This is a genomic window from Rhizobium sp. BK008 (genome assembly GCF_014197345.1).
Classification (GTDB): domain Bacteria; phylum Pseudomonadota; class Alphaproteobacteria; order Rhizobiales; family Rhizobiaceae; genus Rhizobium; species Rhizobium anhuiense.
Genome location: NZ_JACIFK010000002.1, coordinates 330,884 through 353,681, shown reverse-complemented (window position 1 = coordinate 353,681; position 22,798 = coordinate 330,884). Strand labels below are relative to the sequence as shown.

At 62.4% G+C, this 22,798-nt stretch carries 27 protein-coding genes; 15 read left to right on the top strand and 12 right to left on the bottom strand.

What is annotated here, in order from left to right; translation table 11 throughout:
* Positions 1-88: 88 nt before the first annotated feature.
* The 4 genes from pcaQ to FHT69_RS13140 all read left to right on the top strand — a co-directional run bounded on the left by pcaQ (position 89) and on the right by FHT69_RS13140 (position 2,988).
* A complete protein-coding gene (pcaQ, locus tag FHT69_RS13155) occupies positions 89-1,006 on the top strand; it encodes a pca operon transcription factor PcaQ (protein ID WP_028756380.1) in 918 nt (305 codons plus the stop codon).
* Between the two features lie 93 nt (positions 1,007-1,099).
* Entirely contained in the window at positions 1,100-1,714 is a 615-nt protein-coding gene (locus tag FHT69_RS13150) for a methyltransferase family protein (RefSeq protein WP_097543548.1), read from the top strand.
* 81 nt (positions 1,715-1,795) lie between these two features.
* Positions 1,796-2,320, top strand: a complete 525-nt coding sequence (locus tag FHT69_RS13145; RefSeq protein ID WP_063475968.1) for an MbcA/ParS/Xre antitoxin family protein — start codon at positions 1,796-1,798, stop codon at positions 2,318-2,320.
* The gene (locus FHT69_RS13140; RefSeq protein ID WP_028756055.1) at positions 2,317-2,988 is read left to right on the top strand and encodes an RES family NAD+ phosphorylase; all 672 of its coding nucleotides are present in this window, start codon (positions 2,317-2,319) and stop codon (positions 2,986-2,988) included. Before FHT69_RS13145 ends, FHT69_RS13140 begins: the two co-directional genes overlap by 4 nt.
* 23 nt (positions 2,989-3,011) lie before the next feature.
* Here the strand turns inward: FHT69_RS13140 and FHT69_RS13135 are convergent, their stop codons facing one another.
* A complete protein-coding gene (locus tag FHT69_RS13135; protein ID WP_028756054.1) occupies positions 3,012-3,653 on the bottom strand; it encodes an alpha/beta family hydrolase in 642 nt (213 codons plus the stop codon).
* 70 nt (positions 3,654-3,723) lie between these two features.
* Here FHT69_RS13135 and FHT69_RS13130 point away from each other — a divergent pair, with 70 nt between their 5' ends.
* Entirely contained in the window at positions 3,724-3,906 is a 183-nt protein-coding gene (locus FHT69_RS13130; RefSeq protein ID WP_028756053.1) for a hypothetical protein, read from the top strand.
* 321 nt (positions 3,907-4,227) lie between these two features.
* Here FHT69_RS13130 and FHT69_RS13125 read toward each other — a convergent pair whose 3' ends face one another.
* The 3 genes from FHT69_RS13125 to FHT69_RS13115 are packed head-to-tail and all read right to left on the bottom strand — an operon-like array spanning position 4,228 to position 5,651.
* Complete coding sequence (locus tag FHT69_RS13125; RefSeq protein WP_028757559.1) at positions 4,228-4,848, bottom strand: glutathione S-transferase family protein; 621 nt, start codon at positions 4,846-4,848, stop codon at positions 4,228-4,230.
* Entirely contained in the window at positions 4,841-5,326 is a 486-nt protein-coding gene (locus FHT69_RS13120) for an SRPBCC domain-containing protein (protein WP_080759865.1), read from the bottom strand. Before FHT69_RS13120 ends, FHT69_RS13125 begins: the two co-directional genes overlap by 8 nt.
* Complete coding sequence (locus FHT69_RS13115) at positions 5,307-5,651, bottom strand: ArsR/SmtB family transcription factor (RefSeq protein WP_028756051.1); 345 nt, start codon at positions 5,649-5,651, stop codon at positions 5,307-5,309. The genes FHT69_RS13120 and FHT69_RS13115 overlap by 20 nt, the downstream gene beginning before the upstream one ends.
* 514 nt (positions 5,652-6,165) lie before the next feature.
* On the opposite strand from FHT69_RS13115, the gene FHT69_RS13110 reads away from it, so the two are divergent.
* The 3 genes from FHT69_RS13110 to FHT69_RS13100 all read left to right on the top strand — a co-directional run bounded on the left by FHT69_RS13110 (position 6,166) and on the right by FHT69_RS13100 (position 7,419).
* Positions 6,166-6,426, top strand: a complete 261-nt coding sequence (locus tag FHT69_RS13110; RefSeq protein WP_028757206.1) for a DUF982 domain-containing protein — start codon at positions 6,166-6,168, stop codon at positions 6,424-6,426.
* A gap of 55 nt (positions 6,427-6,481) precedes the next feature.
* On the top strand, positions 6,482-6,637 hold the full coding sequence (locus FHT69_RS13105; RefSeq protein ID WP_174824428.1) for a hypothetical protein: 156 nt from the start codon (positions 6,482-6,484) through the stop codon (positions 6,635-6,637).
* An 80-nt stretch (positions 6,638-6,717) separates the two neighbouring features.
* Positions 6,718-7,419, top strand: coding sequence for a DUF899 family protein (locus FHT69_RS13100; protein ID WP_183905456.1), 702 nt, complete (start codon positions 6,718-6,720; stop codon positions 7,417-7,419).
* A gap of 18 nt (positions 7,420-7,437) precedes the next feature.
* Here FHT69_RS13100 and FHT69_RS13095 read toward each other — a convergent pair whose 3' ends face one another.
* The 6 genes from FHT69_RS13095 to hutI form a co-directional block, all read right to left on the bottom strand.
* Positions 7,438-8,067: a J domain-containing protein gene (locus tag FHT69_RS13095; RefSeq protein ID WP_028756049.1), complete on the bottom strand. Its 630-nt coding sequence runs from the start codon at positions 8,065-8,067 to the stop codon at positions 7,438-7,440.
* 174 nt (positions 8,068-8,241) lie between these two features.
* Positions 8,242-8,817, bottom strand: a complete 576-nt coding sequence (locus tag FHT69_RS13090; RefSeq protein WP_028757208.1) for a HutD family protein — start codon at positions 8,815-8,817, stop codon at positions 8,242-8,244.
* Positions 8,818-8,822: 5 nt separating this feature from the next.
* Positions 8,823-10,496: a urocanate hydratase gene (hutU, locus tag FHT69_RS13085; RefSeq protein WP_047612722.1), complete on the bottom strand. Its 1,674-nt coding sequence runs from the start codon at positions 10,494-10,496 to the stop codon at positions 8,823-8,825.
* A 44-nt stretch (positions 10,497-10,540) separates the two neighbouring features.
* Positions 10,541-11,344: an N-formylglutamate deformylase gene (gene hutG, locus FHT69_RS13080; RefSeq protein WP_183905455.1), complete on the bottom strand. Its 804-nt coding sequence runs from the start codon at positions 11,342-11,344 to the stop codon at positions 10,541-10,543.
* A gap of 52 nt (positions 11,345-11,396) precedes the next feature.
* Entirely contained in the window at positions 11,397-12,932 is a 1,536-nt protein-coding gene (gene hutH / locus FHT69_RS13075) for a histidine ammonia-lyase (protein ID WP_028757211.1), read from the bottom strand.
* Positions 12,929-14,191, bottom strand: a complete 1,263-nt coding sequence (gene hutI, locus FHT69_RS13070; RefSeq protein WP_183905454.1) for an imidazolonepropionase — start codon at positions 14,189-14,191, stop codon at positions 12,929-12,931. Before hutI ends, hutH (FHT69_RS13075) begins: the two co-directional genes overlap by 4 nt.
* Before the next feature lie 122 nt (positions 14,192-14,313).
* On the opposite strand from hutI, the gene FHT69_RS13065 reads away from it, so the two are divergent.
* Positions 14,314-15,660, top strand: coding sequence for a formimidoylglutamate deiminase (locus FHT69_RS13065; protein ID WP_183905453.1), 1,347 nt, complete (start codon positions 14,314-14,316; stop codon positions 15,658-15,660).
* Between the two features lie 120 nt (positions 15,661-15,780).
* Positions 15,781-16,503: a histidine utilization repressor gene (gene hutC, locus FHT69_RS13060; RefSeq protein ID WP_183905452.1), complete on the top strand. Its 723-nt coding sequence runs from the start codon at positions 15,781-15,783 to the stop codon at positions 16,501-16,503.
* 34 nt (positions 16,504-16,537) lie between these two features.
* On the opposite strand, the gene hutC (FHT69_RS13055) is transcribed toward hutC (FHT69_RS13060), so the two are convergent.
* Positions 16,538-17,293 carry a histidine utilization repressor gene (gene hutC / locus FHT69_RS13055; RefSeq protein ID WP_183905451.1) on the bottom strand — a complete coding sequence of 252 codons (756 nt, stop codon included), beginning with the start codon at positions 17,291-17,293 and terminating at the stop codon, positions 16,538-16,540.
* A gap of 196 nt (positions 17,294-17,489) precedes the next feature.
* Between hutC (FHT69_RS13055) and FHT69_RS13050 the strand changes: the two genes are divergently transcribed.
* The 5 genes from FHT69_RS13050 to hutH (FHT69_RS13030) all read left to right on the top strand — a co-directional run bounded on the left by FHT69_RS13050 (position 17,490) and on the right by hutH (FHT69_RS13030) (position 22,168).
* A complete protein-coding gene (locus tag FHT69_RS13050; RefSeq protein ID WP_183905450.1) occupies positions 17,490-18,332 on the top strand; it encodes a transporter substrate-binding domain-containing protein in 843 nt (280 codons plus the stop codon).
* A 105-nt stretch (positions 18,333-18,437) separates the two neighbouring features.
* Positions 18,438-19,163 (top strand): ABC transporter permease, encoded by a 726-nt coding sequence (locus FHT69_RS13045; RefSeq protein WP_028759048.1) that lies wholly within the window; start codon positions 18,438-18,440, stop codon positions 19,161-19,163.
* 10 nt (positions 19,164-19,173) lie between these two features.
* Positions 19,174-19,878: an ABC transporter permease gene (locus FHT69_RS13040; RefSeq protein ID WP_028759049.1), complete on the top strand. Its 705-nt coding sequence runs from the start codon at positions 19,174-19,176 to the stop codon at positions 19,876-19,878.
* Between the two features lie 23 nt (positions 19,879-19,901).
* Positions 19,902-20,678, top strand: coding sequence for an ABC transporter ATP-binding protein (locus FHT69_RS13035; protein WP_183905449.1), 777 nt, complete (start codon positions 19,902-19,904; stop codon positions 20,676-20,678).
* Positions 20,675-22,168: a histidine ammonia-lyase gene (gene hutH, locus FHT69_RS13030; protein WP_183905448.1), complete on the top strand. Its 1,494-nt coding sequence runs from the start codon at positions 20,675-20,677 to the stop codon at positions 22,166-22,168. The genes FHT69_RS13035 and hutH (FHT69_RS13030) overlap by 4 nt, the downstream gene beginning before the upstream one ends.
* A gap of 5 nt (positions 22,169-22,173) precedes the next feature.
* Here the strand turns inward: hutH (FHT69_RS13030) and FHT69_RS13025 are convergent, their stop codons facing one another.
* Positions 22,174-22,716 (bottom strand): hypothetical protein, encoded by a 543-nt coding sequence (locus FHT69_RS13025; protein ID WP_183905447.1) that lies wholly within the window; start codon positions 22,714-22,716, stop codon positions 22,174-22,176.
* Positions 22,717-22,798 lie beyond the last annotated feature (82 nt).

The following is a 22,798-nucleotide window of genomic DNA, read 5'->3' as shown; positions in this document are numbered from 1 at the left end:
CTCCTCCTGAAGGCGAAATTGAATGTTTGATCCGGTTAAGTAAAATGATATTTTTAGGCTTTTCGATAACTTCGGAGTTATGTGAGCGATGATCGACAGCCGCGTCAAGTTTCGCCATCTGCAGACCTTTGTCGAGGTGGCGCGGCAGAAGAGCGTCATGAAGGCCGCCGAATTGCTGCATGTCAGCCAGCCGGCGGTCACCAAGACGATCCGCGAACTGGAACAGGTGCTGGGTGTCGATGTCTTCGAGCGCGACGGCCGCGGCATCAAGATCACCCGTTACGGCGAGGTCTTCCTGCGGCACGCTGGTGCGGCGCTGACGGCGCTGCGCCAGGGTCTCGATTCCGTCTCGCAGGAGCAGTTTTCCGAAGCGCCGCCGATCCGGATCGGCGCGCTGCCGACGGTTTCATCGCGAATCATGCCGCGGGCGATGGAGCTCTTCCTCAAGGAGAATACCTGGAGTCGGGTGAAGATCGTCACCGGCGAGAATGCGGTGCTCTTGGAGCAGCTTCGTGTCGGCGATCTCGATGTCGTCGTCGGGCGTCTGGCAGGCGCCGAGAAGATGGCCGGCTTTTCCTTCGAGCATCTTTATTCCGAACAGGTAGTGTTTGCCGTGCGCCCCGGCCATCCGCTGCTCGACGGCCGGCAATCGCTGTTTTCAGGTTTCGGCAACTACACGGTGCTGATGCCGACGCGGGGTTCGATCATCCGGCCGGTGGTCGAAAATTTTCTCATCGCCAATGGCGTCGCCAGCCTGCCCAACCAGATCGAGACGGTATCGGATTCCTTCGGCCGCGCTTTCCTCCGGGCAAACGACGCGATCTGGATCATTTCCCACGGCGTCGTGGCCGACGATGTCGCCGACGGGCGGCTGGCGCTTCTGCCGATCGATACCGGCGAGACCAAGGGGCCGGTCGGATTGACGATGCGCGCCGATGCCGTGCCGTCGCTGCCGCAATCGATCCTGATGCATACGATCCGGGAGGCGGCAGGCGAGGTTTCCTGAGGTAATGGAGGACGGACCGATGGAGGATCAGAAGAGGAGTCTCGGCAGGCGGGCGACGGAAGCGACGGTGAAATTCGTCGAGTGCTTGCGGCGATGATCTTCATCGCGGCGGGCTCGCTGTCCTATTGGCAGGGCTGGCTGTTCCTTTTCAATTTTGGCGGCTGGATTGTCGCGACGACGGCCTATTTCCTGAAATATGACCGCGCCTTGCTGGAACAGCGGCTGCATGTCGGGCCGGCTGCGGAGCGGGAACCGGCCCAGAAGCGCATTCAGCTTTTCAACGGCATCGTGCTGATCGCGCTCTTCATCGGTTCGGCGCTCGATTACCGGTTCGGCTGGTCGGCCGTTCCGGCGCCGATCGTGATTTTCGGCAATGTTCTGATGGCGGCCGGCTTTTACGGCTGCTTCCTCGTGCTGCGGCAAAACAGCTTCGCTTCGGCAACGGTCGAGATCCGCCGGGATCAGCGGGTCATTTCAAGCGGGCTCTACAGCGTCGTGCGCCATCCGATGTATGCGGCGGCGCTGGTGCTCTTCGTCGGCATACCGCTGTCGCTCGGTTCCTATTGGGGCCTGCTGGCCATCCCTCCTGCCTTTGCCGGACTTGTCGCGCGGCTGCTGGACGAGGAGAAACATCTGACAAGAGACCTGCCGGGTTACGCCGAATACCGCCGCAAGGTCCGCGACCGGCTGCTGCCTGGGCTATGGTGACGGCTCCATTGGAGCAATTCTTGAAATCTGTTGCCGAAACCCCAGATTTGGACTATGTCTAATTCAAGACAGGAGGCTGTTATGCAGCATGCGCGACGCACCGAGCACCGGGAGGGCCAGGGGCCACAGCGGCTGGACATGGAGCGCTTTGCACCGGCAAACCGCAAGAGGCTGAGCGCACCGGCATTGCGCACCTTCCTGGCGATCGCCGATCTCTGGGGACTGACGGAAGAACAGCGTCTGCTCGTGCTCGGTTATCCCTCCCGGTCGACCTACCACAATTGGGCCAAACAGGCGCGCGAGCACGGCGCTTTCACGCTTGACGTCGATACGCTGACCCGGATCTCGGCCGTGCTCGGCATCCATCAGGCACTCGGCGTGCTTTTTTCCGATGAACGCGCCGGCGTCGCCTGGCTGCGCACGCCGCATCAGGCGCCGGTTTTTGGCGGACATCCGCCACTTGATATCGTGACCAGCGGAACCCAGGACGGGCTGATGACCGTCCGCCGGTTTCTCGACGGCGCGCGCGGTGGTCTCTACATGCAGCCGAACAGGCTCGACGAAGCCTTCACGCCTTACGAAGATGCGGACATCGTCTTCCGGTGAGGGATCGTTTTGCAGAGGCGCCGCGTCCGTCACACCGGCTGATCCCGTCGCAATTTCCACCGATCGGGCTTTTCGAGACGGTGACGCGGGTGTCCGACCTTGAAGCGGTGATGGAACTCGTCGGCTGGACCAACGACCGTCTCGTCGCCGATCGCATCCAACGGCTTCCCCAGGCTGAATGGGTTTATGGCACGCCAAACGCCAGCATCGTGATGGCGGCTTTCCTGCATGTTGCGCCGGGAGGAATGCGGTTCAACGGCTCTGATCTCGGCGCCTGGTATGCCGCCGATGATCTCAGGACAGCCGCTGCCGAGGTCGGCCACCATCTTCGGCGCGAGGCTGTCGCACGCGGGGTGGCGATGATGGCGCGCTCCTATCGAAGCTATGCGGCCACCCTGATTGGCGATTACCTCGACATTCGCGGCGAAGAGTTGCTGCGGCCCGATGTCTATGACGGCGCCAGCTATGCGGCGTCGCAGGTGCTGGGGGAAGAGGTCCGCTCGAGCGGTGGCGCCGGCATCCTCTATGACAGTGTCCGGCTGAGGGGCGGGGTGGTCATCGTCGCGCATAGACCGCGCAACATCCGGGACGTCGTGCAGGCCGACCATTTCGAAATCACCGTTTCCGCCACTGACCGGCGCATCGATATCAGGAAGCTTGCCGCCTGATATCGGCAATCGCAAGGTGAGCCTCAAACCGGCAATCGTTCGGCCCAGGCCTTTGCCGCCTTGGCCATCGTGGCGAGGTGATCGGCGCTGGAGAAGCCGGAGATCGTCTTGCGCGGCTTGAGGTCGTGGTCGCCATCCTCGAGCCAGAGGATCTCGATCCTGTCGGAGAGATCATAGCCCGGCACCTCGTCTCGTGTGCCGAATTCGTCGCGCGTTCCCTGGCAGATCAAGGCGGGCGTCGTCAGCCCGGTAAGGTGGGCGGTGCGCAGCTTCTCCGGCTGGCCAGGCGGATGGAAGGGATAGCCGAGGCAGAGCAGGCCGGCGATCTTCCCCCTGTGATAAAGATCGTCGGCGATCATGCTGGCAACCCGGCCGCCCATCGACTTGCCGCCGATGATAAGCGGGCCGCTGGCACCGAGCGTGGCAATGGCCGCCTCATATTCGGGATTGAGCGTTTCGGCGCGCGGCGGCGGCTTGCGGCCTTCCGAGGTGCGGCGGGCGGCCATATAGGCGAATTCGAAGCGGGCCACACGGAAGCCAACGCCGGCAAGCGCATTTGCCGCTGCTGTCATCGACGCCGAATCCATCGGCGCGCCTGCGCCATGGGCCAGAAGGATCGTGAAGCGCGCATCCTGAGGCCCCTGCAGCAGAAACCTGTCAAGCATCGGTAATCCTCCATGCCATCGTCGGAACCATGTCGACGGCCGTGACTTCTTCACTGAAAGGAGACTGACAATGTCGACGAATGATCAAAACGTAAAGCCCGAGCAGCGGCGCCCCAAAGATGTCGGCGCCGTTCCCGACAAGCCGGAGCCCGCCGACGCAGAATCGATGGCGCCGCCGGCGGTGCAGCCGGCCGGGGTCGGGGACAAGAGCGAACGACCGGTGGTCAATCCCGTCAGTGGAGTTGCCATCTGACGGACCTTGTCAATGTCCTGCCGAATAGCCCTTGAAACCGGGGCGCAAAAGGTCCATATACCGGCCCTGCCTGAAAAATGGATGCGCGCGGTATCGACGTCGTCGAACTGTTCGTTGTCCGACAGGATAAGGGCGCTCCCCGCAAGGGTCGAGCGCCCTTTTTGCTTTACAGCCCTTGCGCATATCACCGCTTTCGTCTTGTCGTTTGATGGCGGAAGGGATTCCAGCGACGGAGAAGCGAGGCCCTGTGGAGCGAATTACCGGCAAAACTTGTAGAAACGTGGGCGGAAATAATAACCACGGAACAGCGGCCGCACCTTGTTACGCCGGGAAAGGGTTTCTCCACGCATCTAGTTGTTCAAGCCGTTCGTACCACGCCTGAATATGCGTAAACTCGGAAAGTGGAATCTCAGCAGAAGTCGCATAAGGAAGTGCAGCGGCCAATGCGAAATCTGCGACAGTCAGCGTCTTCCCGACCGCGACGCTGTTAGTGGCCAAATGGTCGTCGAGCACGCGAGCATGTAGTCGGAAGCTCGTCTTCGCATCTTCGATCACGGCGACGTCAGGCTCCCCGCCGAACAAAGGTTTGATCAAGTATTCAAACCACAAGGCTGCCGCGTGCCGGGTGAAATGACTCGCGTCCCAGCTCAGCCACCGGAGGACGTCGATCTGCCTGTGGTCATGCGGCCAGAAATCCGAGCCAACTCTGTCAGACAATCGGCACATGATGGCATTCGCTTCCCACAAGGTTCCGGCATCATCCTGCAGCACAGGGACTTTCCCGTTCGGGTTGAGAGCCAGGAATTCCGTGGTACGCTGCTCTCCGCTGGCTAGGTCAATCCTTATGAACTCCACGTCGGCTTTAAGAAAACGGGCAGCGGCGCAGGCCTTCCGAGGATTGAGCGTCTCGCAATAGTAAAGCTTCATCGCCGCCTTACTCATGATCCGGCCTTTCGGACGTAGCCCCCAGAAAAACGCCCAGTCGCTCGAAGCTTTGCGACCAACCACCTTCATGACCCTTAAGTGATGATGCGTCTTCAAATCCACTTTGCCGAAATGTCATTTCCGTTCCTCCGTCGCTTTCCTTTAACGTGATGGTGACGACTGTTTCCGGGCTTTTTTCGCCGGTTCCGATCTCCCAGGCATGTGTGAAGACAAGCCTGTGCGGAGGGTTGACTTCAAGGTATTTTCCGCTAACCCAGTGCTCCTCTCCATCTGGCGCTATCAGACAGGCGCGGTGTCTACCGCCGGGCCACACTTCAAGCTGGTCGCCCACCGCCTTGAAGCCGTGAGGACCGCTCCATTGCGCTAGCGCTTTGGGGTCGGTCCATGCTCTGAAAACGAGATCGCATGGGGCATCGAACCTTCGTACAAAAACCAGATCGCGGGCGTTGTCAGTATCAGTCTCCGGATTTGTCATCTTCGTATCCTTGTACCTTGGACAAATAGCCATCGAGACGATCAAAGCTCTGATCCCAGAAGCGTCTGTAATCGCCAATCCAATCAGAGATTTTCTTCAATGCGTCCGGCTCAAGTTCGCGGGGACGCGAAGTCGCTTCACGGCCGGAGCGGATCAATCCGGCCTGTTCCAGGACCTTGAGATGCTTTGAAATGGCAGGCTGAGACAGCTCGAAGGGATCTGCGAGTTCGGCCACGGTCGCCTTGCCGTGAGCAAGCCGCCCAAGAATTGCTCTCCTTGTTGGATCTGAAAGTGCGGAGAAAATCGCATCGAGGCTGCTTTTCATATATCACCACATGGCTATATAACCACATAGATATATTACTTATCGCGATGTGTCAAAGGCAATCTTCCGGTAGGTTGGCAACAGAGACTCATGCGTGGGCAACAGAGCGGGAAGTCCCGCGTCTGTCGTGCCGGAGTCGGAGGCGACTACGGGATCTCTTTCTGCCGCTCTGCTGATGAAATGTTTCCGGTTGCAGAGGCACACCGCGCTCGCTGATGCCGCCGCGGAGCAGTTTGAGTTTGCTGAGGAGGCAGAAGACCGGGAAGGGCGCCTGGTATAAGCATGTCGGCGGCTTTGGTGGCTTCAGCATGGCGGGCAATGAGGCCGGCGACCGTTTCCCTGCCAACTGGTGCCCATGCTGATGCTGGCGATGCCGAGGCGGCTAAAGCGCCCCTTAAGAAATATTCTCCTTTCCATTATGCGGCCTCCAAAACGAGCTTCGGCATGCGAGCGAAGATCACGGAACGGTTCTTGCACGGTTACTAATATGTTTACTGTGGGGAGACCTAATGTCATGAAGTGGTGCACATCCGCAGAGTTTGCCCCTCTGATGTTCGTTGTGAGTGGGTCGGAAAAATACAAGCTTGTCGCAACTCTTTTCCAGGCTGCCGAGATGCTGACAGTTGGTTGGCCGATCGACGACGGAGAAGAGTACCTTATAGCGATTAGTGCGTGCCGACATGCAATTCATGGGGAAATTCCGGCGCAGGACGCGCGAGCAGCGCTTATCCGTGCCGCCGACGAAGCTGGCATTCCGGTGATCACCGTTCACTGAGTTTCGCAGCCGACGGTGAAATGAGTTCGGGGCGGCGTCCTCTAGGAAGGGCGCAATGCTGATCATGATCTGGTTCGATGATCCGCATTTCGGAACGCGCGATCTTGATCTGCTTGGCTTTGGCGATCCGGGCACCGGGCCGGCCAAAGCGCGGGGCGAATATTTTCCGTCGGCTTCTGTCGATTTTCGCATCAGCCGATCGTCCTTGTAATGATGTGCTGCGACCCGGTCGTGGCTTCAGCACGTCCTTTGCGCGTCTGAGGCGCGCGGCAACAGAAGGAGGATATCGTCATGGATAATCGGCATCTGGTACCCGCCGCCGTGCTTGCGGCCAAGAACGGCGCCCGCTTCCCGAATGAGAGCGAGGCCTATCGCAGCGCCCGCGATGCGCTGCTGGCCGAAGAGATCGAATTGCGCCGTCATATCGAGCGCGTGGCAAGACAGCGCCGGGCGCTGCCGCCGGGCGGCGAGGTGACAAAAGAATACCGCTTCGAAAGCAGCGATGGGCCGATCTCCTTTGCCGAGCTCTTCGCCGACAAGGATACGCTGATCGTCTACAGCTACATGTTCGGCCCACAACGCGAGCGCCCATGCCCAATGTGCACCTCGCTGCTGTCGGCCTGGGACGGCGAGGTACCTGACATCCAGCAGCGCGCCGCCCTTGCGATCGTCGCCCGCTCGCCGATCGAAAGGCTGCTCGCCTTCAAGAAGGAACGCGGCTGGCACCACCTGCCGCTCTACTCCGACATGACGGACGATTACAGCCGCGACTATCGCGCGATCGGCAGCGACGGCAGCGATGGCGCCGCCTTCAACGTCTTCACGCGGCGCGACGGCACCATCCGCCATTTCTGGAGCGAGGAGATGGGCGAAGCGACGGCCGATCCCGGCGAGGATCCGCGCGGCGCACCTGATCTGATGCCGCTCTGGACCGTGCTCGATGCGACGCCCGAAGGCCGGGCGCCGGACTGGTATCCGAAACTGTCCTATTAAGATCGGCCGCGTCGTCCGTCAGCCGGTGGAGCGGTTTCTGGAGGTCTCGACCCATTCGATGTTGGTGACCGCGGCATCCGGCAGCGGCGGCGGATCGATGTCGTAGACATAACCGCTAAGCATATCGGCGGCGCGTTCGGTCGCCTTGATCTTCGCCTCGGTTTCCGCGACCGCTTTGGCGATGGCTTCGATGCGGGCACGGAACATGTGGGCAAGCACATCGCGGCCGGACTGCTTTTCGAGCCGTTCCAGATGCAGGCCGATGCGCGAGGCGTGGCGCTCCAATTCGCTCTTGCTGAAACGGGCCTTGCGCAGTTCTTCGGAAAGGCTTTCCTGCATGACAGCGACGGGATCGAAACTTCCCGGCGCGCGCTCGTCGAGCACGGCGTCGGTGACGAGCTTCTCGATCATCACGAGCGCCTGCAGCTCGGCGGCATCGGCGAATTCAACGTCGTAACCGGTATCGTCGTAGACCTTGCGCCGGACCGGATCGAGAAGCAGCCCATAGGCTTTCTGCAAATTGGCAAAGGCGTCCGAATCACCGCCCGAATCGGGGTGGGCAACTTTCGCCAGACGCCGGTAGGCGGCCTTCAGCTGCGCCTCGTCCGCATCGCGTTCAACGCCGAGAATATCGTATGGATCCGTCACGCCTGCTCCCTTGCTCCCCGCATGTTGCGGGCAGTCTAGGTCTTCTTCTGCATCAGAAGGGCAAAGTTTAGACCGAAAGCAGGAATGACGTCCATGGCCCGAGATCAGGATAGTCGATGCGCATGCTTAGCCAAATTCTAGATTGTTCAATCTTTTCAAATCGTTATTTGAAAGTCAGCCTGTGGTGATCGATGCGAGATAACATTTGGCTTCACCATCGACCTCAAGCGCGATCGCGGCCGCATCCTCAATCAGCAGCGCATCGCCGGCCGCAAGCGCGCCGGTCTCGCCGCCCCGCCGGAAGGAGAGCGCGCCGCCATGGCAGAGGAACAGGCATGTCGAGGGCGGCAGCGGCAGGGTGCTGCTGCCATCGACGTCGATCCGGACCAGCCTGTGGGCGAGCCCGTCGCGGCGGGTCATGACGTTGAGATCGGTGATGGCGCCGTCCTGGAGCCTGGCCGCGACGGGGATATCCGCCGGGAAGGCCAGGGGATCGCTTGCCGTCGTCAGCAGCACCGGCGTGCTGCCTTCGATATCGAGCACCATGCCGTTGCCATCGAGGATCGCCAGCGTGCGGTCGATGCCGGGAAAAATCGAAAACGGGCCGTCGGTTGCGACGGTCGCCATACTGACGCGCCAGTCGAAACCGGCAAGACCGGCATTCTCAGGCGAAACGGCGATTTCCACCGTTTCGCCGCCGCCGTTCTTCCAGGGCATGCGTTTACAATCACCGGCGCGCAGGATCCTCACGAGGATCAGTTCCCGAGAATGCCGGGCAGGCGCAGGCCCTTTTCCCGGGCGCAGTCGAGGGCGATCTCATAGCCGGCATCGGCATGGCGCATGACTCCGGTCGCCGGATCGTTCCAGAGCACGCGTTCGAGACGCTTTGCCGCATCATCCGTGCCATCCGCGCAAATGACGACGCCGGAGTGCTGGGAGAAGCCCATGCCAACGCCGCCGCCATGATGCAGGGATACCCAGGTGGCGCCCGACGCGGTGTTGAGCAGGGCGTTCAAAAGCGGCCAGTCGGAGACGGCATCGGAGCCGTCCTTCATCGCTTCCGTTTCGCGGTTCGGCGAGGCGACGGAGCCGGAATCGAGGTGGTCGCGGCCGATGACGATCGGAGCGGAAAGCTCGCCGTTCTTGACCATTTCATTGAAGGCCAAAGCGAGGCGATGACGGTCGCCGAGCCCGACCCAGCAGATGCGCGCTGGCAGACCCTGAAAGGCGATGCGTTCCCTGGCCATGTCGAGCCAGTTGTGCAGGTGGGTATTCCCGGGCGTCAGCTCCCTTACCTTGGCATCTGTCTTGTAGATATCTTCCGGGTCGCCTGACAGGGCTGCCCAGCGGAAGGGACCGATGCCGCGGCAAAACAGCGGTCTTATATAGGCCGGCACGAAGCCCGGGAAGGCGAAGGCGTTTTCCAAGCCTTCTTCCTTGGCGACCTGGCGGATGTTATTGCCGTAGTCGAGCGTCGGAATACCGGCGTTCCAGAAGGCGATCATCGCTTCGACATGCTCGCGCATCGAGGCGCGCGCTGCTTTTTCGACAGCCTTCGGATCGCTTTCGCGCTTGGCCTTCCATTCGGCCATCGTCCAGCCCTTCGGCAGGTAGCCGTTGATCGGGTCGTGCGCCGAGGTCTGGTCGGTGACGATGTCGGGTCGAATGCCGCGGCGGACCATTTCCGGCAGGATTTCGGCGGCGTTGCCGAGCAGGCCGACGGATTTGGCTTCGCCCGCCTTGGTCCAGCGGTCGATCATCGCAAGCGCTTCGTCGAGCGTCTCGGCTTTGGCGTCGACATAGCGGGTGCGCAGCCGGAAATCGATCGAATCCGGATTGCATTCGACGGCGAGGCAGCAGGCGCCGGCCATGACGGCGGCGAGCGGCTGGGCGCCGCCCATGCCGCCGAGGCCGCCGGTCAGGATCCATTTGCCCTTGAGATTGCCGCCGTAGTGCTGGCGGCCGGCCTCGACGAAGGTCTCGTAGGTGCCCTGGACGATGCCCTGCGTGCCGATATAGATCCACGAGCCGGCCGTCATCTGGCCGTACATGGCAAGGCCCTTCTTATCCAGCTCGTTGAAATGATCCCAGGTCGCCCAATGCGGCACCAGGTTGGAGTTGGCGATCAGCACGCGCGGCGCATCCTTGTGGGTGCGGAAGACGCCGACCGGCTTGCCGGATTGCACGATCAGGGTTTCTTCTTCCGTCAGCGTCTTCAGAGTCGCGACGATGCGGTCGAAATCCTCCCAGGTGCGGGCGGCGCGGCCGATGCCGCCATAGACGACGAGTTCGTTCGGATTTTCGGCGACGTCGGGATCGAGATTGTTCATCAGCATGCGCAGCGGCGCTTCGGTCATCCAGCTCTTGGCATTGAGATCGTTGCCGCGGGGCGCGCGGATTTCACGGATATTGTGGCGTGGATTGGTCATGGCGGTTCCCCTGTTCTCAGGTTTCAATCGTCAGGTTTCGGGCGTCAGCGTTTCAGGCCTGGTGCGATCTGTTCGAGGCGCACCAGAATGTCTTTGAGATGCACGCGAAGCCTGTCCGCCTTGGCGGCGTCATAGGCAAAGGGCGGTGCCTCGGTCTGGAGATGCGTCGATTGCGCAAGCTCCATCTGGATCGCGTGCACACCGGTTTCCGGCTTTCCATAATGGCGTGTCGTCCAGCCGCCCTTGAAGCGGCCGTTGAGCGCGCGGTCGTACCCCTCGGCGGCTTCGACGACGGTGAGCGTCGCCTGTTCGATGGCGCTGTCGCAGGTCTTGCCCATATCGGTGCCGATATTGAAATCCGGCAGCTTTCCTTCGAACAGGAAAGGAATGTGGGACCGGATCGAGTGGCAATCGTAAAGGATCGCGACGCCATGGATCGCTCTCACGCGCTCGATCTCGGCGGCAAGGGCTGCATGATAGGGCGCATGAAAATCCCGCAGCCGCGCCGCAATATCGGCCTCGTCAGGTCCCTGTCCATCCTTCCAGATCGCCTTGCCGTCAAAATCCGTTTCGGGAATGAGGCCGGTGGTGTTCTGGCCGGGATAGAGGCTGACGCCTGCCGGATCTCGGTTGGCATCGATGACGTAGCGGTGGAATGTGGCGCGCACGACCGTGACGTCGTCGAGCAGCCCGTCATAGAGGTGGTGGATGTGCCAGTCGGTATCGGCGAGAATCCTGCCATTGTCGTTGAGACGGTCGGCGATCTCAGCCGGCACTGACGTGCCGGTGTGGGGGAAGCCGAGGATGACGGGCGAGGTGCCCTGACGGATTTCGTATGGTGTGGTCATGGGCAAAGTGCTCCGGTGTCTCGGGCGATACCCAAATGCACATACATCACGATCAACCCTCCAATACCGGCAATATGCCTGTTGAAACCGAGGCGTTCAGCGCGCCCGTCGCCACCAGTTCGGCAGCGGCGGCGAGGTCGTTTGCCATGTAGCGGTCGGTATCGAGGGTCGGGACCTTGCTGCGGATGGCGGCGATCGCCTTGCTCAGTTCCGGGCTCGTCGACAGCGGCGCGCGCAGTTCGACGCCTTGGGCGGCGGTCAGCGCCTCGATGCCGATGATGGCGAACAGGTTCTCGGTCATCCCAAGCAGGCGGCGGGCGCCGTGGCAGGCCATGGAGACATGGTCTTCCTGATTGGCCGAGGTCGGCGTCGAATCGACTGAGGCCGGGTGCGACATCTGCTTGTTCTCGGACATCAAAGCCGCCGAGGTGACCTCGGCGATCATCAGGCCGGAGTTCAAGCCCGGCTTCTTGGCGAGGAAGGCCGGCAGGCCGTAGGAGAGGGTGGGATCGACCAGCAGCGCGATGCGGCGCTGCGAAATCGCGCCGATCTCGCAGACGGCGAGCGCAATCTGGTCGGCGGCGAAGGCGACGGGTTCGGCGTGGAAATTGCCGCCGGATACAACGGAATTGTCCGACAGCACCAGCGGATTGTCGGTGACCGCGTTGGCCTCGATTTCGAGCGTGCGGGCGACCGAGCGCAGCAGATCGAGGCAGGCGCCGTCGACCTGTGGCTGGCAGCGGATGCAATAGGGATCCTGCACGCGCTCGTCGCCCTCGATATGGCTCTGGCGAATGATGGAGTTTTCGAGCAGGGCGCGAAGGGCGGATGCCGTATCGATCTGGCCCTTGTGGCCACGCAAAGTATGAATATCGGAATGGAAGGGTGCCGAAGAGCCCATGGCGGCATCGGTGGACATAGCGCCGGTGATCAAGGCCGATTGTGCGGCGCGATGGGCGCGGAACAGGCCGGCCAGCGCCAGCGCCGTCGAGGTCTGGGTGCCGTTGATGAGCGCCAGGCCTTCCTTGGCGGCGAGCACCACCGGTTTCAGCCCGGCCCTTTCGAGGGCTTGCGCGCCCGGGAGGCGTTCGCCGGCGAAGAAGGCTTCGGCCTCGCCCATCATCACCGCCGCCATATGGGCAAGCGGGGCAAGATCGCCGGAGGCGCCGACCGAGCCTTTTTCCGGGATCAGCGGGATGACGCCTTTTTCCAACATGCCTTCGATTAGCCGTACCAGCTCCAGCCGCACGCCGGAGGCGCCGCGGCCAAGCGAGACCAGCTTCAGCGCCATGATCAGCCGGACGATATTGTCGGGCAGCGGCGCGCCGACGCCGCAGCAGTGCGACAGGATGAGATTGCGCTGCAACGTCGCGACATCGGCGCTGTCGATCTTGATCGAGGCAAGTTTGCCGAAGCCGGTATTGATGCCGTAGACCGGGGCATTGCCGGCGGCGATCTCGGCGATGCGGGCGGCGGCCTTGGTGATGCCGGCATCGAAGGCGGGATCGAGCCTTGCCGGCTCGCCGGTCCAATAGATGATTTCCAAATCCTTGAGCGAGACGGAGCCCGGGTGGAGCGTGATGGTCATCGACCGTTCCTTTCGCCCTTGAAGATACGCGCGTGAAGCGGGTTGAAGCCGATGCGGTAGACGAGTTCGGCGAGGCTTTCGGTATTCCAGACGGCGAGATCGGCGGACTTGCCGGGCTCGATCGTTCCTGTCTTGTCGAGCAGGCCGAGCGCACGGGCGCCTTCGCGGGTGGCGCCGGCGATGCATTCCTCGACGGTGAGGCCGAAGAGCGTCGCCGACATGTTCATGGTGAGCAGCATCGAGGTGAGCGGTGAGGTGCCGGGATTGCAGTCGGTGGCGATTGCGATCGGCACGCCTGCCCGCCGCAATGCTTCGACCGGCGGCTTCTGCTTCTCATGGATGGCGTAGAAGGCGCCGGGCAGCAGCACGGCGACGGTGCCGGCTGCGGCCATCGCCGCAACGCCGTCTTCGTCGAGATATTCGAGGTGATCGGCCGAAAGCGCGCCGTAGGATGCAGCGAGCTTGGCGCCGCCGAGATTGGAGAGCTGTTCGGCATGCAGCTTGACCGGCAGGCCAAGCGCCTTGGCCTTGTCGAAGACGCGGGCGATCTCGGTCGTGGAAAAGGCGATGCCCTCGCAGAAGCCGTCGACGGCATCGGCAAGGCCGAGACTAAACATGTCGTCGAGACCGGGCAGGACGACATCATCGAGATAATCGCCGTTGCGGCCCTTATATTCCACCGGCGTCGCATGGGCGCCGAGATAGCTGGTGGCGACGCGCACCGGTCTGATATGGCCGAGCAGGCGGGCGCTTTGCAGCATCTTCACTTCGCCGGTTCGGTTCAGCCCGTAACCGGACTTGACCTCGATCGTCGTCACACCTTCGGCAAGCAGTGTGTCGAGCCGCGGCAGGGCCTCGGCGACGAGTTCCTCGACCGACAGCGCATTGGTCGCCTTCACCGAGGAGACGATGCCGCCGCCGGCGCGCGCGACTTCTTCATAGGTGGCGCCCGCAAGGCGCATTTCGAATTCGCGGGCGCGGTTGCCGCCGTGGACGATATGGGTGTGGCAGTCGACCAGACCGGGCGTTACCCAGCGGCCTTCGAGATCGACGATTTCGGAATGTTCGATGGCCGATGCGGGCAGATCGCTTTCGGCGCCGGCAAAGGTGATGCGGCCGTTTTCGATCAGCACGGCACCCTTTTCGACGATGCCGAGTCCTTCTTTGTCAGGCGCAAGCGTCGCGAGCCGCGCATTGCGCCAAAGCGCCGGCCTGATGTCGGCGGATGAGGCTTCCTCTGAAAAATTGTTCCCGGTCATCAGCTTTGCGCCTTTCCTTATGCCAAAACATGTATATACATAATCAACAGGTGACAAGTGAAATTTTGCGCGCTTTTCTGGAAAAGAAAGATCGGCGGCGCGGCAAGAGGAGAGGGAAGGCGATGACCACGCTTCACGCAGACACGGCGCTGACGCCGGAAGGCTGGCAGAAGAATGTACGGCTGACGCTTGAGGGCGGGCGCATCGCGCGGGTCGAAATCGGCGCTTCTCCCGAGCCGGGCGATGAACGCCACGCGCTGCTCGTTCCCGCCATGGCGAACCTGCACAGCCATGCTTTCCAGCGGGCGATGGCCGGCCTTGCGGAAGTGCGCGGCCCGGCCAACGACAGCTTCTGGAGCTGGCGCACTGTTATGTACAAGTTTGCCCTGGCGATGACGCCCGAGCATGTCGAGGCCGTCGCGGCCAAGCTTTATGCGGAAATGCTGGAAGCCGGTTTTTCCCGCGTCGGCGAGTTCCACTATCTCCACCATGACAGGGATGGCAGCGCTTACGACAATATCGCCGAGCTTGCCGAACGCATCGGCGCTGCCAGCGCAGAGACCGGCATCGGCCTGACATTGCTGCCGGTCTTCTACGCCCATTCCGGCTTTGGCGGCGCTGCGCCGATCGACGGCCAGCGGCGTTTCATCAATTCGCTCGAAAGCTTCGAAAGGCTGATGGAGGGATGCCGGGCAGTGACCGGCCGGCTCGATGGCGCCGAGCTCGGGCTGGCGCCGCACAGCCTGCGCGCCGCGACACTCGAGGAGCTCACGAGGCTCGTGCCGATGGCTGGCGACGGTCCCATCCATATCCATGTCGCCGAACAGGTGAAGGAGGTCGAGGACTGCATCGCCTGGTCCGGCGCGCGGCCGGTGGAATGGCTGCTCGATCATGCGCCCGTGGATGAACGCTGGTGCCTGATCCATGCAACGCACATGACCGAAGACGAAACGCGGCGAATGGCGAAAAGCGGCGCAATCGCCGGCCTCTGCCCGATCACCGAAGCCAATCTCGGCGACGGCGCCTTTGCCGCGCCACTCTTCCTCCAAGAGGGCGGGCGTTACGGCATCGGCTCGGATTCCAACGTGCTGATCTCCGTGCCGGAGGAACTGCGCCAGCTCGAATATTCGCAGCGCCTGGCGCTTCGCGCCCGCAATGTCGTCGCAGCCCCCGGCGGTTCGACGGCGCTTTCGCTGTTCACACACGCGCTTGCCGGCGGCGGTGCCGCGCTGAAAGCGCCGGCAGGTCTCGCCAAGGGCCATCACGCCGATATCGTTTCGCTCGATATTTCAGCCGTTCCCTATCTCGCGGGTGATCAGATCCTCGACCACTGGCTGTTTGCCGGCGGCGTTTCCGTCGATTGCGTCTGGGCGCGCGGCCGCAAGCAAGTGGAAGGCGGTCGCCACCGTGAACGCGACGCTATCGACCGGCGGTTCCTCGCCGCAATGGGCGAATTGCTTGCTGCCTGAAAAAGAGCTTTTCCCATCCCGATATTCGAATTAGAGCAATTCCAGCAAAAGTGCGTAGCGGTTTGCGTCCGGAATTGCGCTAAAACAAAGAGATAGCGGGAGACCAACCGGAGCGTGGTAATGGACCAAAGCAGGGATCCGACCTTGCATCAGCGCATCCTGAGCGACATCGAGGGTCATATCGTCTCGGGCGAATGGCCGCCGGGGCACCGCATTCCCTTCGAGGTCGATCTCGCCACGCACTACGACTGTTCGCGCATGACGGTGAACAAGGTGCTGACCCAGCTTGCCAAGGCTGGTCTCATCGAGCGGCGCAAGAAATCCGGCAGCTTCGTCACCCAGCCGCAGGCGCAATCGGCCGTTCTCGAAATCCACGACATCAAGGCCGAGGTGCAGTCGCTGAACCTGCCCTATTCCTATGCGGTGTCGAAGAAGACGAGCCGCAAGGCCAAGGCGGACGACAGCCGCCGGCTGGAACTGCCTGTGGCGTCGTCGGTCGTCGAGGTCGTCTGCATCCACAATGCCGGCGCGCGGCCCTTTTGCCTGGAGGAGCGGCTGATCAGCCTTGCGACGGTGCCGGAGGCCGCCAATGCCGACTTCCTGGCGATGGCGCCGGGGCCGTGGCTGCTCAATCAGGTGCCGTGGAGCACGGCCGAGCACCGGATCCATGCCGTTTCCGCCAATGCCGAAGTGGCCGCGGCCCTCGACATAGCGCGTCACACCGCTTGCCTCGTGGTCGAACGCCGCACCTGGAGCGGCGCCGGGCCGGTGACGCATGTGCGCTTCACCTATCCGGGCGATCGTCACGCGCTGGTGGCACGGTTCACGCCGGCGTCACAATAAGGGCCATGTTCCATATACAACATGGCCGCTGTTTTCATTCCTCGAACATCTTGCCGCTGCGCGCTTCCAGCCGATAGCGATGGCCAGGATAGACGAGGCGGGCGGTCGAGACCACCTGCTTTGCCGACCATGTGCGCCGGCGGATCGTCAGGCAGGGTTCGGTCTTCATGATGGTCAGCAGCTTGCATTCCCAGGCCTGCGGCATCGCCGCCTCGACGACGTGCTCGGAACCGCTGAGCGGGGCTGCGGCCGTCAGATAGGCGTTCGGCGTCAACGTCGAAAAATCCTGGTCGAGATATTCCGGGGCGGCCTCCGGATGGACGAAACGGTCCTCGATCTGCACCGGAACGCCGTTTTCGCTGTGGACGATCAGCGAGTGGAAAACCGCAGCACCGATCGGCAGTTCCAGCGCGTCGGCAACCTCGGGAGAGGCTGTTTCCTGGGCAAGAACGACGACGGAGGCTTCGTGGACATGACCGCGTTCGGCGATTTCCTCGGCGATGTTGCGGACCTCGAACAGCGCCGAATAACCCTTGCGCTCGGCGACGAAGGAGCCGACGCCTTGGATGCGGACGAGTTCACCCTCATTGGCAAGTTCGCGCAGCGCCCGGTTGGCGGTCATTTTGCTGACGCCCAGCTCGACGACCAGCTCGTTTTCCGACGGCACGCGGTATTTCGGCGGCCACTCGCCGCTGTGGATGCGGTCGAGGATCACCTGCTTGACGCCGGCATAGAGCGGCGTGCTGTCATTTTCCGCCAGTTCGCGCTTCATCTCGCCGGAACGCTTCATTGCCTATTCCTTTTGCACGAAGGGAATTCGCCGCATAAAGCGACTTTCCTCTTGCATATCACAAAATATCTCATATGGTACCATATACAACCTCCCAATCGGTCCTTAAAACAGAAATAGGACGGGAAAGGGCAAGCCGGCGCAGATCGGCCGTGGTGCCGCAAGGTCTGTTTCAACTCCAGAGGAGAATTCACAAATGAAATTTAGCGCAATCCTGTTTTGCGGCGTGGCGGCTTTTTCCGCTTTTGCCGTGCCTGCCTTTTCCAAGGACTGGACGAAGGCGACCATCACGCTCGAAGGTGCCTATGCGCCCTGGAACCTCACCAATGCCGACGGCACGCTCGGCGGTTTCGAGCCCGAACTCGCCAAGGTGCTGTGCGAGCGCGCCAAGATCGAGTGCACGCTGGTTGCTTCCGACTGGGACGGCATGATCCCGGCGCTCAACGCCGGCAAGTTCGACGTCATCATGGATGCGTTGTCGATCACCGAAGAGCGCAAGCAGGTGATCGATTTCACCATTCCCTATGCCGCCACCCCTGCCGCCTTCGCAACCGCCAAGGACAGCCCGCTGGCAAAGGCCGCCGGCACCGGCGCCACGATCAAGATGACGCCCGGCCAGACCGGCGTGAAGGAGATCGACGCGCTGAAGGCCGCCTTCAAGGGCAAGACGATCGGCATCCAGGCGGCGACCGTCTACGCCAAGTTCGTCTATGACAATTTCGGCGATATTGCCGAAATCCGCGAATACAAGACCGGCGCCGACCGCGACCTCGACCTGCAGAACGGCCGCATCGACCTCGGCTTCGACGATGCCGTCTATTTCGCCAACGCGTTCAAAAACGCCAACGACACGCTCGCCTTCACCGGCCCCGAGATCGTCGGCTCGATCTGGGGCGAGGGCGAAGGCCTCGGCATCCGCAAGGCCGATACGGACCTGCGCGACAAGTTCAACGAAGCGATCAAGTCGACGCTTGCCGACGGTACGGTCAAGAACCTGTCGATGAAGTGGTTCCAGGTCGACGTCAGCCCGCAGGAATAAGCGTTTCGGCCTTTCGGCCGCAAACAGCTGTCTCCGGCTTTATCGCCGGAGACAGCATGTTATTGTCAATCCGCAAAACACTGCCACGGACGGGGAACGGACGATATGGCAAGCTTGGAACTGCTCGGCTTCGGCTCGACCGGATGGGGCGCGCTGCTCATTGCCGCCGCCTTGATGACGCTGGCTGTGACGGCGACGGCGCTGGCGATTGGCGCCGTGCTCGGCGCCACCGTCGCGGCGGCAAAACTCTCCGGCAATCTTGTTCTCGTCACGCTCGGCAACGTCTATACGACCGTATTTCGCGGCGTTCCCGAACTGCTGATAATCTATCTCATCTATTTCGGCGGCTCCTCGGCCGTCACCTCGATCGGCCAGGCGATGGGTTACGAGGGCTTCCTCGGTCTGCCTTCATTCATCGCCGGCGCGCTTGCCGTCGGCATCATTTCCGGCTCCTACCAGGCGGAGGTATTCCGCGGCGCCTTCCTCGCCATCTCCAAGGGCGAACTCGAAGCGGCCTCGGCGATCGGCATGCATCGCGGCCTGCGCTTTCGCCGCATCATCATGCCGCAGGTGCTTCGCCTGGCCATTCCCGGCCTCGGCAATGTCTGGCAGCTCAGTCTCAAGGATTCGGCGCTGGTCTCCGTCACCGGCCTTGCCGAATTGATGCGCACCAGCCAGGTGGCGGCGGGCTCGACCCGGCAATATTTCCTGTTCTTCATCGCCGGCGGCTGCCTCTATCTGATCCTGACCAGCCTTTCGGACCGCATCTTCAACGGGGCGGAGCGCCGCGCCAACCGCAGCATGCCGGCATCCGCCATGGGCCAGGCGTAAGGAGGGAATGATGGATTTCACCTTCATCGCCTCGACCATGGTCACCCTGCTCAAGGCCGTACCGACAACTCTCATCCTGTTTTCCCTGTCGATCCTCTGCGGCGGTCTGCTGGCGCTCGTCATCGTCTGGATGCGGGTCAGCGGCAATCCGGTGCTTTCGGGCTTCGCCAAGGGCTACATCTTCGTCTTCCGTGGCTCGCCGCTCTTGATCCAGATGTTCCTGGTGTTCTACGGCCTCGGCCAGTTCGGCGTCATCCGTTACTCCTTCCTCTGGCCGTTCCTGCGTGAGCCGATGGTCTGCGCCGTGCTGTCGCTGGCGCTCTGCACGGCCGGCTACACGGCCGAGATCTTCCGCGGCGGCATCCGTGCCGTCTCGCCGAAGGAGATAGAGGCGGCGCGCTCGATCGGCATGTCCGGCTTCCTGCTGGTCCGCCGCATCCTGGCGCCGATTGCCTTCCGCCATGCGCTGCCGGCCTATTCCACCGAGATCGTGCTGATGATGAAGTCGACGGCGCTCGCAAGCCTCGTCACCGTCTGGGAGGTCACCGGTGTTGCCCAGCGGCTGATCTCGCAGACCTACCGCACGATGGAAGTCTTCCTCTGCGCGGCGATCATCTATCTCGTCCTGAACTTCATCATCCTGCAGGGCATGGCCTTGCTCGAATATTCGCTGTCCCGACATCGCCGCGCCATTCCGCAGGCGCTGAAGGCGTAAGCGGCCTAACCATTGGAGCACTCATGCCAGGCGTCACCCGACTTTCGGTCCGCAATATCCGCAAGAGCTTCGGTACGCACGAGGTCCTGCGCGGCATTTCCCTCGATGCCGAAGACGGCGATGTGATTTCGCTGCTCGGCGCTTCCGGCTCCGGCAAATCGACCTTCCTGCGCTGCATCAACCTGCTCGAAACCGCCAGCGACGGCGAGATCTGGGTCGACGGCGAGCATATTCAAATGGTTCACAAGAACGGGAAGAGCAAACCCGCCAGCCAGAAGCAGGTGGACCATATCCGCTCCGAACTCGGCATGGTGTTCCAGTCCTTCAATCTCTGGTCCCACATGACGATCCTGCAGAACGTCATCGAAGGACCGATCCACGTTCTGAAGCGGCCGCGGGCCGATTGCATCGCCGAGGCCGAAGCGCTGCTCGAAAAGGTTGGCATCGCCGACAAACGCCACGCCTATCCCGCCCATCTCTCCGGCGGCCAGCAGCAGCGCGCCGCCATCGCCCGGGCGCTGGCGATGAAACCGAAGGTCATGCTGTTCGACGAGCCGACCTCGGCGCTGGATCCGGAGCTTGTCGGCGAGGTGCTGCGTGTCATGCGCGCGCTGGCCGAGGAGGGCATGACCATGCTCGTCGTCACCCATGAGATGAGCTTTGCCCGCAACGTCTCGAACCGCGTCGTCTTCATGCGCGAAGGACTGATCGAAAGCAGCGGCAAGCCGGACGAGATGTTCACCGGCGGCGCCACACCCGCCTTCCGCCAGTTCATCGGCCATTTCGGAAGCGGTCAATGACGATCACCATCGATGCATTGCTGACCTGGCGCAATGTCGCGCGCGTCGGGGCAGGGGAGGCGCTGTCGCTGTCGCCCGCCGCCTGGGCGCGGATCGAGCAGGCAAGCCGCATCGTCGCGCGCATCGTCGAGACGGGCGTGCGCGCCTATGGCGTCAACACCGGCGTCGGGGCGCTCGCCGATACGGTGGTCGATCGTGCCTCGCAGAGCCTGCTGTCGCGCAGCATCGTGCTCAGCCATGCCTGCGGCGTCGGGCCATTGCTTGATGCCCGCGAGGTGCGCGCCATCATCGCAGCGCAGATTGCCAATTTTGCCCATGGCCATTCCGGCGTGCGGCGCGAGATCATAGAGCATCTCGCTGCCATGCTGGAACATGATTGCATTCCTGACGTGCCGTCCAAGGGCTCTGCCGGTTACCTCGTCCACAATGCCCATATTGCGCTGGTCCTGATTGGCGAAGGCAGCGCTCAGTTGGCCGGCCGGCGCCTGAGCGGCCGCGAGGCGCTTGCCGCGATCGGCCTCGAACCGTTGGTGCTCGGCGCCAAGGAGGGCTTGAGCCTGGTCAACGGCACGGCCTGTGCCACTGGCCTGACGGCCGTTGCGCTTTCCCGCGCCGAACGGCTGCTCGACTGGGCCGATGCGATCGCGGCGCTGACGCTGGAAGCGGCAGGCTGCCAGATCGCCGCCTTCGACGCAGCGGTGCTGGCGTTGCGCCCATCGGCCGGCATAGAGAAGGTGGGAGCGACGCTGCGTGCGCGGCTTCAGGGCAGCGGCCTTGTCGCCGCCGCCTTCGGCCGGCGCACGCAGGATGCGCTCAGCCTTCGTTCGGTGCCGCATGCCCATGGCGCTGCCCGCGATGTCTTCGATAATTCCGCCCGCGTCGTCGATCAGGAGCTTGCTTCGGTGACCGACAATCCGGCTGTCTCAGGCACGCCGGAACAACCGATCGTCTCTTCCGAGGCGCATGCTGTTGCCCCGGCGCTCGGGCAGGCGGCCGATAGCCTGGCCATTGCGCTCGCACAGATCGGCGCGATCAGCGAACGGCGCATGGACCGGCTCGTCAATCCGCTGGTGAGTGGTCTGCCGCCCTTTTTGGCGAGCGATGCCGGCAGCCATTCCGGCTTCATGATCGCCCAATATACCGCTGCCGCACTCAGCAACGAGAACCGCCGCCTTGCCGCACCCGCGGCCATGGACGGTGGGCTGACTTCCGGCCTGCAGGAGGACTTCCTGGCGCATCCCACAGCCGCCGCCGGCAAGCTGCTCGCCGTCATCGACAATGCCGAATATATCCTGGCGATCGAGCTGATGGCGGCGGCCCAGGCACATGATTTCCTGGCGGCAAAGGCGCCGCGGGCGGCCGGCACGGGCCTTGTCTACCAGGTCGTGCGCCAGCATGTTTCCCATTATGGCGACGAGCGGCCGCTCAACGGCGATATCGAGGCTGTGCGCAGCCTGATCCGCGAGACCGCGCCGCCGCCGCTCGGCTGATCTCGTCAGAACGGCTTGCTGGTTTCGGAATCCTGCTTGGGCTTTCCGCCGGCCTCGAGACGCTTGAGGCATTGGAGATAGGTCGGGTAGAGCTGGTCCACCCGCGAGAGCGGCAGCGTCCAGTCGCCTTCGTCGCCGGCAAAGGTCAACTGCACGTCAGGGGTTCCGGCGAAGGAATTCTTGATGATCTTCTTCAGTCCGCCGCTTCCTTTGCTGGCCGGAGGCCAGAGGCGAAGCGTGGTTTTGTCGAAGAATTCGGCGGCGACGACTTTCGTCAAATTGCGATCGGTCAGCGTCACTTCGGTCTTGGTGTCGGCTGGAATGTCCCAGGTGCTCTTTGCCACCAGCCAGAAGGTCTCGCTGGAGCTCTGGCGGAATTCCATGGTCTTGCCGAGCTCACTATCCCACCGCAGGCGACAATAGGGCGGGCTCTCGCTTGCAAAACCCACCGACCATTGTCTTGCGCCGCCCATCCACTCGGTCTCGCCCAAGGCCGAAACCGGCTGCAGGGCGGCGGCCATCAGGACCGTCGCAGTGAGAATTTTCATTGCCGAACCATCTCCAACGCAATCAACTCCAGCGATAGCAAAAGAAGGTTGAGCTTTTGCTACCAAGTGCCGGAGATCCGGC